General features: G+C 37.2%; 9 protein-coding genes and 1 other RNA gene. 9 read left to right on the plus strand and 1 reads right to left on the minus strand.

From position 1 onward, the window contains the following. Positions 1-14: 14 nt before the first annotated feature. The 6 genes from IEW94_RS14140 to IEW94_RS14165 all read left to right on the plus strand — a co-directional run bounded on the left by IEW94_RS14140 (position 15) and on the right by IEW94_RS14165 (position 12,534). On the plus strand, positions 15-8,246 hold the full coding sequence (locus tag IEW94_RS14140) for a T9SS type B sorting domain-containing protein (protein ID WP_188654236.1): 8,232 nt from the start codon (positions 15-17) through the stop codon (positions 8,244-8,246). 36 nt (positions 8,247-8,282) lie between these two features. After that, positions 8,283-9,269 (plus strand): PorP/SprF family type IX secretion system membrane protein, encoded by a 987-nt coding sequence (locus tag IEW94_RS14145; RefSeq protein WP_188654238.1) that lies wholly within the window; start codon positions 8,283-8,285, stop codon positions 9,267-9,269. A 212-nt stretch (positions 9,270-9,481) separates the two neighbouring features. After that, positions 9,482-9,673, plus strand: a complete 192-nt coding sequence (locus IEW94_RS14150) for a hypothetical protein (protein WP_188654240.1) — start codon at positions 9,482-9,484, stop codon at positions 9,671-9,673. Positions 9,674-9,757: 84 nt separating this feature from the next. Further along, positions 9,758-10,558, plus strand: coding sequence for a pyrroline-5-carboxylate reductase (gene proC / locus IEW94_RS14155; protein ID WP_188654242.1), 801 nt, complete (start codon positions 9,758-9,760; stop codon positions 10,556-10,558). 1 nt (position 10,559) lies between these two features. Then, positions 10,560-11,336 (plus strand): glutamate 5-kinase, encoded by a 777-nt coding sequence (proB, locus tag IEW94_RS14160; protein ID WP_188654244.1) that lies wholly within the window; start codon positions 10,560-10,562, stop codon positions 11,334-11,336. Positions 11,337-11,385: 49 nt separating this feature from the next. Continuing rightward, positions 11,386-12,534, plus strand: coding sequence for an MFS transporter (locus IEW94_RS14165; protein WP_188654246.1), 1,149 nt, complete (start codon positions 11,386-11,388; stop codon positions 12,532-12,534). On the opposite strand, the gene IEW94_RS14170 is transcribed toward IEW94_RS14165, so the two are convergent. After that, entirely contained in the window at positions 12,531-13,565 is a 1,035-nt protein-coding gene (locus IEW94_RS14170) for a glutaminyl-peptide cyclotransferase (protein ID WP_188654248.1), read from the minus strand. The two genes, IEW94_RS14165 and IEW94_RS14170, sit on opposite strands and share 4 nt — an antisense overlap. An 86-nt stretch (positions 13,566-13,651) precedes the next feature. Between IEW94_RS14170 and ffs the strand changes: the two genes are divergently transcribed. The 3 genes from ffs (at position 13,652) to fsa (ending at position 15,379) form a co-directional block, all read left to right on the plus strand. Next, positions 13,652-13,750: signal recognition particle sRNA small type (gene ffs / locus IEW94_RS14175), an RNA gene on the plus strand. Positions 13,751-13,816: 66 nt separating this feature from the next. Further along, positions 13,817-14,620 (plus strand): SDR family oxidoreductase, encoded by an 804-nt coding sequence (locus IEW94_RS14180; RefSeq protein ID WP_188654250.1) that lies wholly within the window; start codon positions 13,817-13,819, stop codon positions 14,618-14,620. A gap of 105 nt (positions 14,621-14,725) precedes the next feature. Beyond that, positions 14,726-15,379, plus strand: a complete 654-nt coding sequence (fsa, locus tag IEW94_RS14185; RefSeq protein WP_188654252.1) for a fructose-6-phosphate aldolase — start codon at positions 14,726-14,728, stop codon at positions 15,377-15,379. The last annotated feature ends 57 nt before the right edge of the window (positions 15,380-15,436 follow it).

Here is a 15,436-nt window from a genome sequence, read left to right on the forward strand (position 1 = left end):
AAATATAGACCATCATGAAAAAACCTACTTTATTAAAACTTGCATTTGTTGCTTTATTGTTATTGGTGTGCTTTAAAAGTAATGCTCAAAATGTTGTTCCTTTTTCACCTAGATATGATCAGGCCATTAAAGGAGATATTCTTTTGATTGGGAATAGTAATGTCGGAATTCATGTTTCTGACCCTTATAATGGAAATGATACAAATGACAGGATTGATGCAGCGGTATATGTTGACATAGATGGTGATCCAAGTACTTTTAACTCAAGTAGTGCAGATTTAGATGTGCCAAATGATGTAAACTGTTATCAAATTGTTTATGCTGGTTTATATTGGAGTGCTGTTGTTAATGGGGCAGACCCAATTTCTGATGTTAAATTTAAAGTTCCTGGCGGAACCTATACTGATATCACAGGAACTCAAATTTATTTTCAAAACGCTCCTAACAATGATGAATCAAATACTTATGTTTATTATCATGATGTAACGAGCTTGGTAACAGCTTTGGCAAACCCAGAAGGTACCTATACGGTTGCCAATATTTCATCATTGGTAGGACCTAAACCCAATTCGGAAGGGCTCTCTGCAGGATGGTCGCTTTTTATTGTATATGAGGATCCATTATTGCCCAGTAAGTACATAACATCTTTTGATGGTTTTACCAAAATAAACAATTATTCCCCTTACGATAATGAGACTTTTCCTGTTACTGGGTTCAAGACCATACCAGTTGGTCCTGTTCGTGCTAAATTTGCTTTTAGTACCATTGAAGGTGACCGCAGATATACAGGGGATTATTTAAGGCTTAACGGAACAACCATAAGTGCTACCAATAATGCTGGAACAGTTATACGTCCTGGAAATAATTTTTTCAATAGTACAGTTTCTTATATTGATCCGATAACCAATACACCTGAACTTTTTACAACCAGAAACCCGGGTGGCTCAAATACGTTAGGTTTTGATGCAGGTATTGTGAATATTCCTAATGCGGGCAATACCTTGATTCCCAATGGCGCCACTTCTGCAACTATAAGTTTAGGAAGTACTCTTGATATTTACTATTATTATTTTAGTGCTTTTGCCATAGATATTATTGCGCCAAACATAGTGCTGACCAAAATTGTAGAGGATACGGCAGGAAATGATATTGGGGGTCAATTAGTTAACCTTGGTGATGAGTTAAATTATGTTATTGGTTTTCAAAACACTGGAAATGATGATGCTACAGATTTAACTATCAGAGATGTTTTGCCCACAAATATTGTATTTAATTATCCAGCAGATATTGTTTCATTGCCTTCGGGAGTAACGGTTGATAGTTATGATCCAACAACAAGAGAAATTGTTTTTAGAGTTGATAGATCTGTTGTTGAAGAAAATGATCCTGTTTTGGAAATTCGCTTTAAAGTTACTGTTGTGGCAACTTGTAGTTTATTAAACGACGCCTGTTCAAACATTATAAGCAATCAAGCCTATGCCACTTATAAGGGGACTATAAACCCAACGTTTACCATTTCAGATGACCCAAGTTTTGCAACAAATACGGGATGTTTGCTAACCCCCGGAGCTACCAACTTTTTAGCTGATATCACTTGTGATTTTAAAGAAGACGTTATACTTTGTGGAGCTAGTACGGTTTTAACAGCTGGTGACGGATATGATTCATATTCATGGTCAACCAGTCCTTCAGGATCTCCTGTCATAGGAACCACGCAATCCATTACGGTTACAACCCCAGGAACCTATTATGTGCATGATACCGCTACAGCGCCATGTCAATCCATAGATCAAACATTTAATGTTATTACTTATGGAGCAGGTGTAACCAATCCTGTCATTCCATTTGCTGATCAGGTGGTTACTTGTCCAAATGATGGAAAGCAATTACCGAACATATTTTTATGTGGTGCTAACGATTCAAGATATATTCAAACAGGAATAACCGACACAACATCCATTATTTGGGAAAAATTGGATGAGTCAAGTTGTTCAGCCGTGGTTGATCAGGACTGCGCTAATGAAGATCCTGGCTGTACTTGGAATCAAGTACAAACAGGACCTGATTTTATGGCGGATACTGCTGGACAGTATAGATTGACCTTAAATTATTCCGGAGGTTGTTTTAATCAGTTTTATTTTAATGTTTATACTAACTTATTAGAGCCCACGGCCACGTCAAAAGATATTATTTGTACCACGCCTGGAGAAATAACCGTTGGAAATGTTCCAAGTGGTTATGAATACAGTATTGACAATGTGAACTATCAAGCTAGTAATGTGTTTTCTATTAACACACCTGGCATTTATTCGGTTTATGTCAGACAAATAGGAGTATCGCCTAATCCATGTATATTCTCAGTTCCCGATGTGCAAATTAGGGAAAGAAATTTTACGGTTTCAACCGTTATAACACAGCCGTTTTGTAATAATGATAAAGGAAGTATAAAACTTGCAGCAAATGACGCAAGGCCTCAATATTTCTATTCAATATATCAGGGACCTACTTTAATTAATAGCGTGGGACCCATTACAGATAGTGACTACACATTTGCTAATTTAAACCCTGGAACCTATACTGTCAATGTTTCTACAGATGATGGTTGTACTTATACTGGGGATATTGATATAATAGCTCCTCCATTGTTAACAGCTACTGCAGCACTTACCAAACCGTTGACTTGTACTGATGGAGAAATTACTGTTTACCCAGCTGGAGGAACACCACCATATTACTATTTTGTGAACAGTACAACTGTTTTTCAAGGTAATCCAGAAATTGTCGTGACAGCACCAGGAGTTTATAATATCACTGTTGTTGATTCCAATAACTGCTCGGCTGATACATCAATAACAGTCAATGCAACACCTGCTCCAGATTTTAATGTTACAAAAACAGATATTTTATGTGCTAGTTCTGGCAATGATGGAAGCATAAACATTAATGTTAACAATGCCTATGGGAATACTTTAATGTATAGTATTGATAATGGCGTTACATTTTTTAATTCTCCTACTTTTACAGGTCTAGCAGCTGGAGATTATGATGTAGTGGTTCAATACACATTAGGTACAGATGTTTGTTTGTCAACACCACAAACAGTAACCATAACGTCACCACCACCAATAACAGGAACAGCGACATTAACAGCACCATATACTTGCTCAACAAACGGGACTATTGATGTGTCTGGTGTATCTGGAGGAAATCCCCCTTATGAATACAGTCTTGATGGATTGAATTTCCAAGTGGGAACTTCTTTCACTGGATTAACCAATGGAACTTATACGGTTACAATTAGAGATGCCAGTGGTTGTACTTTTGCTACGGCACCAATAACCATTGATCCTTTAAATCCACCGACCGATTTAACTTTTAGTAATCCCATAACTTGTTCTGCAAGTACTTCATCCATAACAATAACTGGAACAACAGGAGGTACAGGAACCTTGGAATATCAGATAGTTGCACCTGCGGCATCATCAACGGCATATCAAACATCCAATGTGTTTTCAGGATTAATGCCTGGTACTTATACATTTCAGGTAAAAGACGCTAATGATTGTACTTACAGTGAGTCTTACACTATTAACACATTGCCACCTATTATAGTCAATACAGTTTTAACAAAAGACCTAGATTGTACGGTCTCTCCAGATGCAACCATTACAGGAACGGTAAGTGGTGCCACATCACCGTTCACTTATGCCGTATCTATAAATGGAGGTGCTTATAGCTCACTTGGTTCAACAGGATCACCATTTACGTATTCAGCAGCAGCTGCCGGAACGTATCAGTTTCAGATAACCGATGCAAATGGCTGTACAACAGAATCTGGAATACAAACTGTTAATGCTATATCATTGCCTGAAATAACCTCGGTTACAGCAACTCCAAATATATGTAATGCCGATACAAACGGTGCCATTCAAGTGAACATTAATAATAGTGTAGGTACGCCACCTTTTGTTATTAACATTAATAATGACACAACAGGTATTAATTATGGAACTCAGACTACAGGGTTGCCATCAGGTGACTACACGGTAACTTTAACTGATGCAAAATCATGTACTGATACTGCAACCATAACCATTAGCCAACCAGATCCAATAAACGTAATCTATCATGCTGAGGATATTACTTGTGGCGCAGGTGGAATTTCTAAAGGATCTGTAATCATTGATAGTGTTACAGGTGGAACGGCGCCTTATGATTATTTGGTTACAGGTACCAATGGGTATTCAAATTCAGAATTAAATGCAACCGGATCAACTTCAGTGACGTTTGATGTTGTTGATTTTGGTTTGTATCAAATCAATGTTGTGGATGCCAATGGCTGTTCTGTTTTAATCCAGGATGTCTTGGTTGCTTCTCCTCCAGATGATTTGGATATTTCAATAACAGCAACGTCAGATTGTACGTTAGGCGGTGAAGCTGTTGTTAGTATAGGTACAGCTTTGGCAAGTAACGGGCCTTTCTTCTTTAGTATCTATCAAGGCCCTGGTACTGTTTACCCAGTAGGAACGTGGCTTCCAGAGGATGCTCCTAATAGTAAAACGGTAACGTTTACAGGGTTGATTCCTGGAGTAACGTATACCTTTATAGTGTATGATGATGATACAGGTTGTAGTTATTATGAAACAGCTACCGTTCCAATTCCTACAAATTCAACGTTAACTGCCAGTGCGTTAACATCAAATAATATTACTTGCGTTGGAAGTGCTGACGGAAATGTATCATTCACTGTTAACAGTATTTATGCAACACCAACCAATATTGATTATGAGGTTTATGATTCGTTGTCATTGATGCCTACCGGTATTAATGGGTCAGGAACCGTTCCTGCAAATGGTTTATTGACAGTAAACAATTTAGGGTTAATACCTTATGGGACCTATTTTGTTTTGATAAAAGAAACGTCAGGTTCAAACGCTGGTTGTAGTGTTGTGACTGTTCCATTTAATATCACAGAATCAGCACGTGATTTAAGTATTACGGCAACGGTTGATAAAAACGCCAATTGTAATCCAAATTCAGGAGTTATAAGTGCTGTTGCAACAGATGGTACAGCGCCATATTTGTATCAAATAACCACATCTGCGGCTGCACCGTTGGCAACCGATCCAGCTTGGGCTTCAGTTCATGTTTTCAATATGGATGCAGGTAGTTATTTTGTGCATGTAAAAGACGCCTATGGATGTATAAAATCAACTCCAGTTTTGGTGCTTCCATCTGATCCAGAGCCAGTCATATCAGCTACTTTAAATGCTCAGTGCACAACATCTGAAGGTAATTTTTCAATAGATGTTACATTGACAACAGCCGGTATAGCACCGTACAGTTATAGTGTGGATGGCGGTGCATTTCAAACAAAAACAGCTCCTTTTACGTTATCAAATATGTCGTCAGGAAGCCATACTATTGAAGTCAGGGATGCTAACGGTTGTGGTAACTCCGTAACCGTAGATATAGCTCCACCTTTAGATTTGACACCAGCAGTAACGGTATTGCCCACTTGTAACGATAATGATGGTGAAATAACCGTTACCGGTTTAGGAGGAACAGGCACATATTCTTACTCAATAAATCCAAGTCCAGCGTCCATTGCTTTGAGTGGCAATGTGTTTTCAGGAGTTCCGTCAGGAACTTATACCATAACACTAACAGATGTTACAACATCATGTACAAAAGATGTTTCTGTTGTTGTGCCCGCTGCAGTCTTGCCTTTGGTATCTGCTGCTCAACTAAATGCGGTTACATGTTTTGGAGACTTAAATGGTTCTTTGGAAATAACTGTAAGTGGCTATTCAGGATCTTATGATTATGAGATATTTGATGGTTTAGGAAATTCCGTTTCAACAGGTTCTGGAGATACCACGTTAGCAAATCCACAAATATTATCAGGATTATCAGCAGGAAACTATACAGTGGTAATCACAGAAACGGCAAGTCCATTTTGTTCATCAGCATCTAATTTTGTGACTATTGATTCACCAAGCAGTCCTTTAACAGTTTCTGCATCAGAAACGTCAAATGTAACTTGTGACAATAATAAAGGAACCATTACGGCTGTTGCAAGTGGTGGTTGGGGAAATTTTGAATATGAACTTACAGGGCCTGTTACAGTTGCATATTCGTCAAACAGAACGTTTAGGGATTTACCTGCTGGAAATTATACGGTAAATGTTAGGGATTCTTCAGGATGTATAGTTTCTGATAGTGTAACACTAACAATTCCACCGCCAATAAATGCAACAATAACGGCTACACCATCTGTGTTGTCATGCTTTGGAGATAAAAATGCAACAATAACAGTTAGCGGTGTAACGGGAGGCCAAGGAAGCAATTATACCTATACGCTTAATATGGTAGCACCAACGGTAAGCTCATCCGGGCCACAGACATCACCTGTTTTTGGTAGTTTGGTTGCGGGAACTTACAACGTAACCGTCACCGATGGTTATAATTGTGAATTTATTACAACCGATGTTGTTATATCAGAACCGCCACAAATACAGTCCTCTTTAGTAAAAGTAACGTCCCAAACCTGTTTAACGGACTCAAGTTTAACATTAAGTGCAACTGGAGGAACAGGCGTTTATGAATATAGTGATGATGCATCTTTTGGTACCATTATAGGATCATTCAGCTCTAGTGTAACGTTTTCTGTAACACCTGGAACGTATTCATACTATGTTAGGGATGCCAATGGTTGTTCAGCAAGTGTGTCCAATGAGATAACCATTGATCCGCTACCACCATTGGTTGTAAATTTAGATACAACCAATGCAACCATCAATTGTGCTGGTGATGCAACTGGTGTTATTGTGGCAACGGCCCAGGGCGGGCTTGGTAGTTATGTGTATACCTTGCAAGATGGCTCGGGAACTGATATTCCAAGTGCTGTCCAAAACAGCCCGGGTGTGTTTACGGAACTTCCAATAGGAACATATCAAGTTAATGTAACCAGTGGAGATTGTGAAGAAACGTCTATACCTGTAACTATTACAGAGCCTAGTCTGCCATTAACAGCCCAATTGACCATAACCGATGTTGCTTGTAATGGCAGTAATGATGGAATGGTTGAAATCAATGCATCTGGAGGAACAGGTATTATAAAATATGCCATTTCACCACAATTGAATCAATTCTTTGATGACCCAGTCTTTGATAACCTGTCACCAGGAAATTATCAAATAATTGTTCAAGATGAATTGGGATGTTACCAGTTGTATGACATCACAATTAACCAACCAGCACCAGTGACGCTTACTATTGTGCCCAATTCAATAATACCGGAAGTTTGTAGTGGAGATATGGATGGCGAGTTTAGTGTTGATATTTCTGGTGGTACCTTGCCGTACAGTGTGAGTTTGGACGATATCAATGGCGTATACACAACAGGAGGCTTAACACAGACACAGTTTGATTTTACAGGACTGGGAGGCGGAGACCATACCGTTTATGTGCGTGATAGCCAAGGATGTGAATCTGAGTGGAACATTACGTTCCCAGAATCTGTTTTGATCAATCCTCAGGTAACCGTTGATTATGGTTGTGTTAACAATGCCTCAAGCAATAGCGTGACAGTAACTGTAGATGATAGCATCACTAACCTTTCAGATCTGGACTATTCACTTGACGGTGGTCCTTATCAAGCCAGTAACGTATTTACAAACGTACCAGCAGGGTCAAACCATTTTGTAGATGTAAGGCACACCAATGGTTGTGTTCAAAGGACAGATAGTTTTGATATCACGCAATATGATCCATTGGCGTTAACGTTAAGCAATGGAGGGTTAAATGAAATTGTAGCTACCGCAACCGGCGGGTCTGGAGACTATGAGTTTACGCTCAATGGAGAATCTTATGGCAGCACAAACACATTCCTTATTTATGAGTCTGGTGATTATACAGTTACGGTAACGGATAGTTTTGGTTGTGTAGCTACAGCAACGGCTTATTTTGAATATATTGATGTGTGTATCAGCAATTATTTTACACCTAATGATGATGGAGATCAAGATGGATGGGGACCAGGTTGTACTTCACAGTATAAAAACCTGACCACGGACATCTTTGATAGATATGGCCGTAAAGTGGCAACCTTGCGTGTTGGGGACAAATGGGATGGAAAATACAATGGCATTGAGCTGCCAACGGGAGATTATTGGTACGTGGTAAAACTCAATGACTCAAAAGATAATCGTCAATTTGTGGGACATTTTACGTTGTACAGATAACTAAATTAGTGGTTGAATCCTCTGATAAATAATATTATGCAAAAGCGAAAAATAATCATATATCTAATGCTCTTGGTCATGGTAACAAGTTATGGCCAAGAGCTGAATTTGCCGGTCTTCACCCAATATTTGGCAGACAACAATTTTGTGGTATCCCCAACCTATGCTGGAATAGGGGACAATTTAAAGATACGTGCCAATGGTTTGACACAGTGGGTTGGTATTAAAGATGCTCCTGACAACCAGTCTATCTATGGCGATTTTAGGATTTCTGACCGTTCTGGGATAGGATTGTCGTTTTACAATGACAGGAATGGAAATACCATCCAAACAGGTGCCAAATTTTCATTTGCCCACCATCTCATTTTGGATTATTACTCCAAACAGTACCTGTCATTTGGGATATCTTATAACATCAACAATTTTAGGATAGATGTCAACAATTTCCAAAGCTACAATGAAAGCACCGGAGCGCCCTATCCTACAACCATAACAGATGACAGGAGGACTTCCAACAATAATTTTGATGTTGGTGTCCTGTACCGGAACAAAGGGTTCTTTTTCAGTTTTAATGCCAACAATATTTTGGAGAAAAAGATAGATGAGGATATTAGGGTGGCAGAACCCAATCTGCTCTTGAACTATCAGATTTACACGGGGGTTGTTTTAAATGGCCCCAAGAAGAGCGGGCTAGAATTTGAGCCTTCCATCTACTATCAAATGTTCAGCAGTGACAGACGTTCCAGTACAGATGTGAATTTCAAATTGAGAAAGTACAATAGAAATGAAGACTATGTCTGGGCGGGCATATCATACCGTTATCTTAACGACCAGTTTTTTAAGCCATTGAATATTGGCCCTATGTTGGGCTTTAAAAAATCCATTTTTTATTTTGGTTATGCCTATCAGATCACAATGAACGATTTGTCCAGCTTCAACTCGGGCACGCATGTGGTCACAATTGGTATCGATTTCCTTCAGGGCATCAGTAACTGTCCCTGTACGCAAAGCCCGGTGCATTAATGTTGTTTTTGAGGTTAAATGTTTGTGTTTGGCTCAAGGAGCTAATTTTTGGGTTCAAAATCTGAATATTTTGTAAACTATTGATAATAAATGTGTTATTTTCTTATATAACGTTGTAGTTAAGTCAATTTTCACAAAAATTAACATTATTTTAACATAAATTTCTTTCAGGTTGGCTCTTGTTTTTTACCTTATCGCAAAACAAAATTTTCATGAAAATCATTAGAGTAAAAAGACAAACAAAATTAGAAAAGCGTTACAGTGTAAAAATGGGTGAGTTAACAACCAATGTTACTTACATTAAAAAACATCTTTTTGGGTTGCCAGTTAAAACCCTTCACAAATACCGAGAAACTTACTATGGTATTGTAAAAGATTGTAAAGATTGCTCTTTGGCTCGTTAGTCAATACATTACATACAAAGAATATTTTATAAAAAAATGTTATCCATTTTAGGATAACTTTTGCCTAATTTTTAAAACAATTTAATGAAAGTACTAGTAATAGGCGCAGGTAACATGGGGCTTACCTATGCGCAAGGTATGTCTAAATCAAAACTTCTTAAAAAAAGAAACATCATGATTTTAGACACTTCCGAAGAAAAAATTCAAGAACTGAATAAAATTTCCCATTTTGATGTCTACGAAGATTTAAAAGATTGCGTTCCGCAGGCTGACATCGTATTTATAGCTGTTAAACCATATCATTCAGAGGAGCTGTTTAAAGCATTGGCTCCTTTATTGAATAAGGAACAAATTTTAATATCAATAATGGCTGGTATCACTATTGATTATATGAAAGACTTAACAGGGCTTGACAAAGTTGTAAGAGCGATGCCAAATTTACCAGCTCAAATAGGTAAAGGGCTTACCTCATATATAGCTTCAGATGCTGTGTCTAAAGTAGAACTTATTTTGGTTGAAAACTTATTGGATACTACTGGAAAATCAATATTGGTCAGTAATGAAAATTTCATTGATGCTTCAACAGGTATTTCTGGAAGCGGGCCGGCTTACGTGTTCTACTTCATGCAAAGTATGATGGAAGCTGCACTACAAATGGGGTTTTCAAAAAATATTTCCAAAGTATTGGTTAGCGAAACCTTTACCGGTGCGGTTGAACTTTTCAACCAATCTGATTATTCTCCTAACAAATGGATGGATATGGTAGCTTCAAAAGGCGGTACCACACGTGCAGCACTTGACTCCATGGAAGACAATAATGTGAACGAATTAATAAAAGAAGCTGCATTTGCGGCATTTAACAGAGCTGTTGAATTAGGAAAATAAGATGGGAAAATACAAACAAAAAATAGTAATTAAAGTTGGTACCAATGTAATGACCAACAAAGACAAACGAATAGTAAGACCAGTTTTAAGACGATTGGTACGGCAGATTGCAGAACTTTATGAGAGAGATATCATAACCATTCTAGTGTCTTCTGGTTCTGTTATTGCTGGAAAAGAAGTCTTAGGACGCTCAAAAATAAAGGATAAAACCCAACGTAGACAAGTGTATTCTGCCATAGGTCAACCTAGAATGATGCGCTTGTATTATAATATCTTTATGGATTATGGTATGAAATGTGCCCAAGTGCTCCCTACAAAAAGAGATTTTAGCCCAGGCGTTCACCGGGAAAACATGATTAATTGTTATGAAGGATTGTTGTCTGAAGGTGTAATCCCAATTTTAAATGAGGATGATGCCGTATCGGTAACCATGTCCATGTTTTCGGATAATGATGAATTGGCCAGTTTAGTGGCACAACTTATCAATGCCGATAAGCTAATTATCTTAACTGATATTGATGGCTTATACGATGGACATCCTGATTCTGAAAACAGTTCTCTTATTGAAGAGGTGAGTTCTGATGAAAATGTTGAAAAATATATTAAAGAAAGCAATAAAGGTGAAGCAGAAGGAAGAGGTGGCATGGGCTCAAAATTAGATTATGCAAAAGAGGCCGCCGCACAAAATATTCCTACCTTTATAGCCAACGGAAAAAGGGACAATACCATTATTGATATTATTGACGGAAAAAGTGTAGGAACTAAAATCATGCATTAGTTTTTTCTTAATTTTGCTGTTTTTCTAAATATTTTATTTCCTACCAATAATGGAATTAAGGGTCAAGCAGCGAATAGCTTTAAGTGTATATTTTTTTCTAACAGGTATCAGTTTTGCTACGTGGGCCTCACGCATCCCAACTATAAAAACCATGTTTCATTTTAATGACGCGCAATTGGGCACGGTTCTTTTGGCCATGCCCATAAGTTCTTTAATAGGGTTGCCCATTTCGGGGTGGTTGGTCTCAAGGTTTGATAGTAGAAAACCGCTAATTGTTTCCTTTATGGCGTTTTCTTTGGCATTAATTGGCATTGGAACAGCACATACGCCTTTTGCATTGGTAACAGCTATTTGTTTGTTTTCATTTAGTATGAGAATACTCAATATTGCAATCAATACGCAATCCATAACCTTGCAAAAAAAGTTTGAGAAACGTATTGTGGGCTCGTTTCATGGGCTTTGGAGTACGGGTGGGTTAGTAGGTGTAGCTTTTTCAACGCTTATGGTAAAAATGGGTGTTTCCATGCAAGTTCATTTGTTTGTCATTTCAATAACCATTTTATTGGTTGCTTTAATAGTCTATCGGTTTACCTTAAAGAATGATAAATCGAATACAGGAAACAAACTGATTTTTGGAAAGCCAGACCCGTTCATTTTGTATCTGGGAATGCTTATTTTTTTAGCGGCTATTTGTGAAGGCGGTATGTTTGATTGGAGCGGCGTGTACTTTAAAGAGGTCATAAAAGAACGGGTTTTTACCTATGGATATTTGTCTTTTATGACATGTATGGCCATTTCTAGATTTTTTTCTGATAAATTGATTCATCAAATTGGTATCAAAAAAACCTACGTATTTAGTTCCGTTGTCGTATCAACTGGCATGTTGGTTGCTATTGTATTTCCTTACTTTTGGTCGGCACTTTTAGGGTTTTGTTTGGTTGGATTTGGTACGGCAGCTATTTTTCCAATGACATTTGCGTTGGCGGGGACATCAAAAAAATATTCGCCTGGCATGGCCATTTCAATAATTACAACCTATGGAATCTTGGGAATGTTTATTGGGCCACCGGTTATTGGTTATTTGGCCCACGCCTTTGGATTGCAGAACGCCTTTTTTATTTTTGTTGTTATTGGTCTTTTGATTATCCCTTTTTCAAAAATGTTCTTCAGATACCAATCAAAAGGAATCAATAATTAATTTTCAACAATCTCAACTTCAAATAACTTATCCCAACGTTTACCGGTCACAAAAAGTGTTTTGGTTTTTGGGTTATAGGCAATACCATTTAAAACATCTAAGCCTTGGTGTTGTGTAACCAGTTTTTTCAGCGGCGAAAAATCTATTACGGCTATCACAGCACCATTTTTTGGATTAATAATGGCCACACCATCTTTTTGGTAGCGATTGGCATAAATGCGACCATTTACCCATTCCATTTCATTAATTTCAATTATTTTCCCTTTGTTGGTATACACTTGTATGTGGTCGCCCTCCACTAATGTTTGTGGGTTTAATGTCCAGATATTTTCGGTACCATCGCTTTTGTAAATTATATGTGAGTCATTACACAAACCCCAACCTTCTTTACTGTTGCCGTATTTAAAGCTATCCAATTTTTCAAAAGTATTCACATCATACACAAAGCCAATGCCCTTACGCCAGGTTAATTGGTAAATCTTGTTGTTTAAAATAGTGAGCCCTTCACCAAAATACTCATCAGCTAAATTGTAATTTTTCAATACGGTTCCTGTTTTATAATCAACCTTTCTAAGTTTTGATTCTTTGTATTGCCCAGTGCTTTCGTAGAGCGTATCATTAAAAAACTCCAATCCTTGCGTATATGATGTAATGTCATGTGGGTATTCATGAAGAATTTTGTAGGTGAAAATCTTAGGCGTCTCATTATTTAAAATGGTAATGGTTCTAGTTATCGATTGTTGCTCATTATTAGAGTAAACAGTAGCTTCAATAGATTGTTTGCCTAATTTAAAGTCCTTTAAAGGTGTTATCTTGTTTATTTTTTTTCCATCAAAGGAGAAGGCAACAGAATCTATGACATGGTTTTTTTTGTTCTCTATGGAAAGTTTCAAGGTGTCGTCAATGCTGAGGATATCGTTTTTAGCATTTGTTTTTATTGTAAAATCACTTTTTTTATTCCCGGATTTAGGTCCACAAGAAACCAATGAGGTGGTTAAAAATATGATTGTTAGGTATTTGAAAATATTCATTTTGATTATAAATTTTGAGCAAGATATTTATTTAAAATCAGTTTAGAAAATCATTGTGAAAATTTTAAAAGGTTGTATCTTTGCACCGGCAAGTCCTACACAACCAGCTCCTGTTGAATCCTCCAGGTCGGGAACGAAGCAAAGGTAAATGGTCGTAGCGGTGTGATGTAGGTAGCTTGCCTTTTTTTGTGCTTTTTTCTTTCCTAAAAATCATTTACAATAGTAACTTTACAATTTTAAGAGAAATATCTATGTCTGAGGTTGTTTTAATAACAGGAGGTTCTTCTGGAATAGGAAAATCCATTGGTGAGCTATTAACCACAAAAGGCTTTAAAGTTTATGGAACCAGTCGAAATCCTGAAAAATACAAGGATAGCCTGTTTCCTATTTTGGCTTTAGATGTAAGGGATTTAAATACTATTCAGCAAACTGTTAAAACAATTATTGAAAAAGAAAACAGATTGGATGTTTTAATAAACAATGCTGGAGCGGGAATTACGGGACCAATTGAAGAAATACCCGAAGCAGAGATTAAAGCCAATTTTGAGACTAATTTTTTTGGCCCCATTAATGTTATAAAATCGGTTTTACCACAAATGCGAAAGCAAAGGTCTGGATTGATCATAAATATTACATCCATAGCTGGTTATATGGGTTTGCCTTACCGTGGGATTTACAGTGCAAGTAAAGGAGCCTTAGAGCTTATAACCGAAGCTTTTAGAATGGAGCTTAAAGACTTTAATATTAAGATGACCAATGTAGCACCTGGAGATTTTGCCACCAATATTGCAGCAGGTCGTTATCATGCACCTATTTTAAATGATTCACCATATCAAAAGCCTTATGGAAACACATTGAAGCTTATGGATGCACATGTAGATAAGGGGAGTCCTCCAAATCTTATGGCAGAGGCTATTTTTAATATTATAAATTCTAAAAACCCCAAAATACATTATAAAGTAGGGAATTTTATGCAAAGGTTTTCTATTGTTTTGAAAAGAATTTTGCCTGATAAACTGTATGAAAAGCTACTGATTAATCATTATAAATTGTAGCTATTTAAATACTAGAATAATTAGAGTCTATTCTTTTAGAAAAAGCATCTTAATGTTGTAATTTTACTCCGAAATTTTTAAAAATAATTTTAACAACCATAAACAATGAAATTTTTTATAGACACGGCCAATCTGGATCAAATTAGAGAAGCACAAGACCTTGGAGTCCTTGATGGGGTAACAACCAATCCGTCATTAATGGCAAAAGAAGGCATAACAGGGCATGACAATATTATGAAACACTATGTTGACATTTGCAATATAGTAGATGGTGATGTTAGTGCAGAGGTAATAGCAACAGATTTTGATGGCATGATTCGCGAGGGTGAAGCCTTGTCAGAACTACACGAACAAATAGTGGTTAAGCTTCCCATGATTAAAGACGGTGTTAAAGCCTGTAAGTATTTTTCTGAAAAAGGTGTCAAGACCAATGTCACGTTGGTATTTTCTCCAGGTCAGGCATTATTGGCAGCCAAAGCCGGAGCAACGTATGTGTCACCTTTTATTGGTCGTTTAGATGATATCTCAACAGATGGTTTGAATTTAATTTCTGAAATGCGGCTTATTTATGACAATTATGGGTTTGATACCCAAATATTGGCAGCATCGGTTCGTCATACCATGCATGTTATTGATTGCGCTAAACTAGGTGCTGATGTTATGACAGGACCGTTAAGTTCCATTGAAGGCTTATTAAAACATCCTTTAACAGATATTGGACTGGCTAAATTTTTGGAAGATTATAAAAAAGGAAACTAAACTAGTTTTTATATAGAAAAAAGCCTCAATTTTCTTAAATTGAGGCTTTTAAATTTT

Origin of the sequence: Yeosuana aromativorans (assembly GCF_014646655.1) — a bacterium.
GTDB lineage: Bacteria > Bacteroidota > Bacteroidia > Flavobacteriales > Flavobacteriaceae > Yeosuana > Yeosuana aromativorans.

Excerpts from the sequence above, each read along its gene's own strand:
- IEW94_RS14140 (WP_188654236.1), top strand. The coding sequence starts at position 15 with ATGAAAAAACCTACTTTATTAAAACTTGCATTTGTTGCTTTATTGTTA.
- IEW94_RS14145 (WP_188654238.1), top strand. The coding sequence starts at position 8,283 with ATGCAAAAGCGAAAAATAATCATATATCTAATGCTCTTGGTCATGGTA.
- IEW94_RS14150 (WP_188654240.1), top strand. The coding sequence starts at position 9,482 with ATGAAAATCATTAGAGTAAAAAGACAAACAAAATTAGAAAAGCGTTAC.
- proC (WP_188654242.1), top strand. The coding sequence starts at position 9,758 with ATGAAAGTACTAGTAATAGGCGCAGGTAACATGGGGCTTACCTATGCG.
- proB (WP_188654244.1), top strand. The coding sequence starts at position 10,560 with ATGGGAAAATACAAACAAAAAATAGTAATTAAAGTTGGTACCAATGTA.
- IEW94_RS14165 (WP_188654246.1), top strand. The coding sequence starts at position 11,386 with ATGGAATTAAGGGTCAAGCAGCGAATAGCTTTAAGTGTATATTTTTTT.
- IEW94_RS14170 (WP_188654248.1), bottom strand. The coding sequence starts at position 13,565 with ATGAATATTTTCAAATACCTAACAATCATATTTTTAACCACCTCATTG.
- IEW94_RS14180 (WP_188654250.1), top strand. The coding sequence starts at position 13,817 with ATGTCTGAGGTTGTTTTAATAACAGGAGGTTCTTCTGGAATAGGAAAA.
- fsa (WP_188654252.1), top strand. The coding sequence starts at position 14,726 with ATGAAATTTTTTATAGACACGGCCAATCTGGATCAAATTAGAGAAGCA.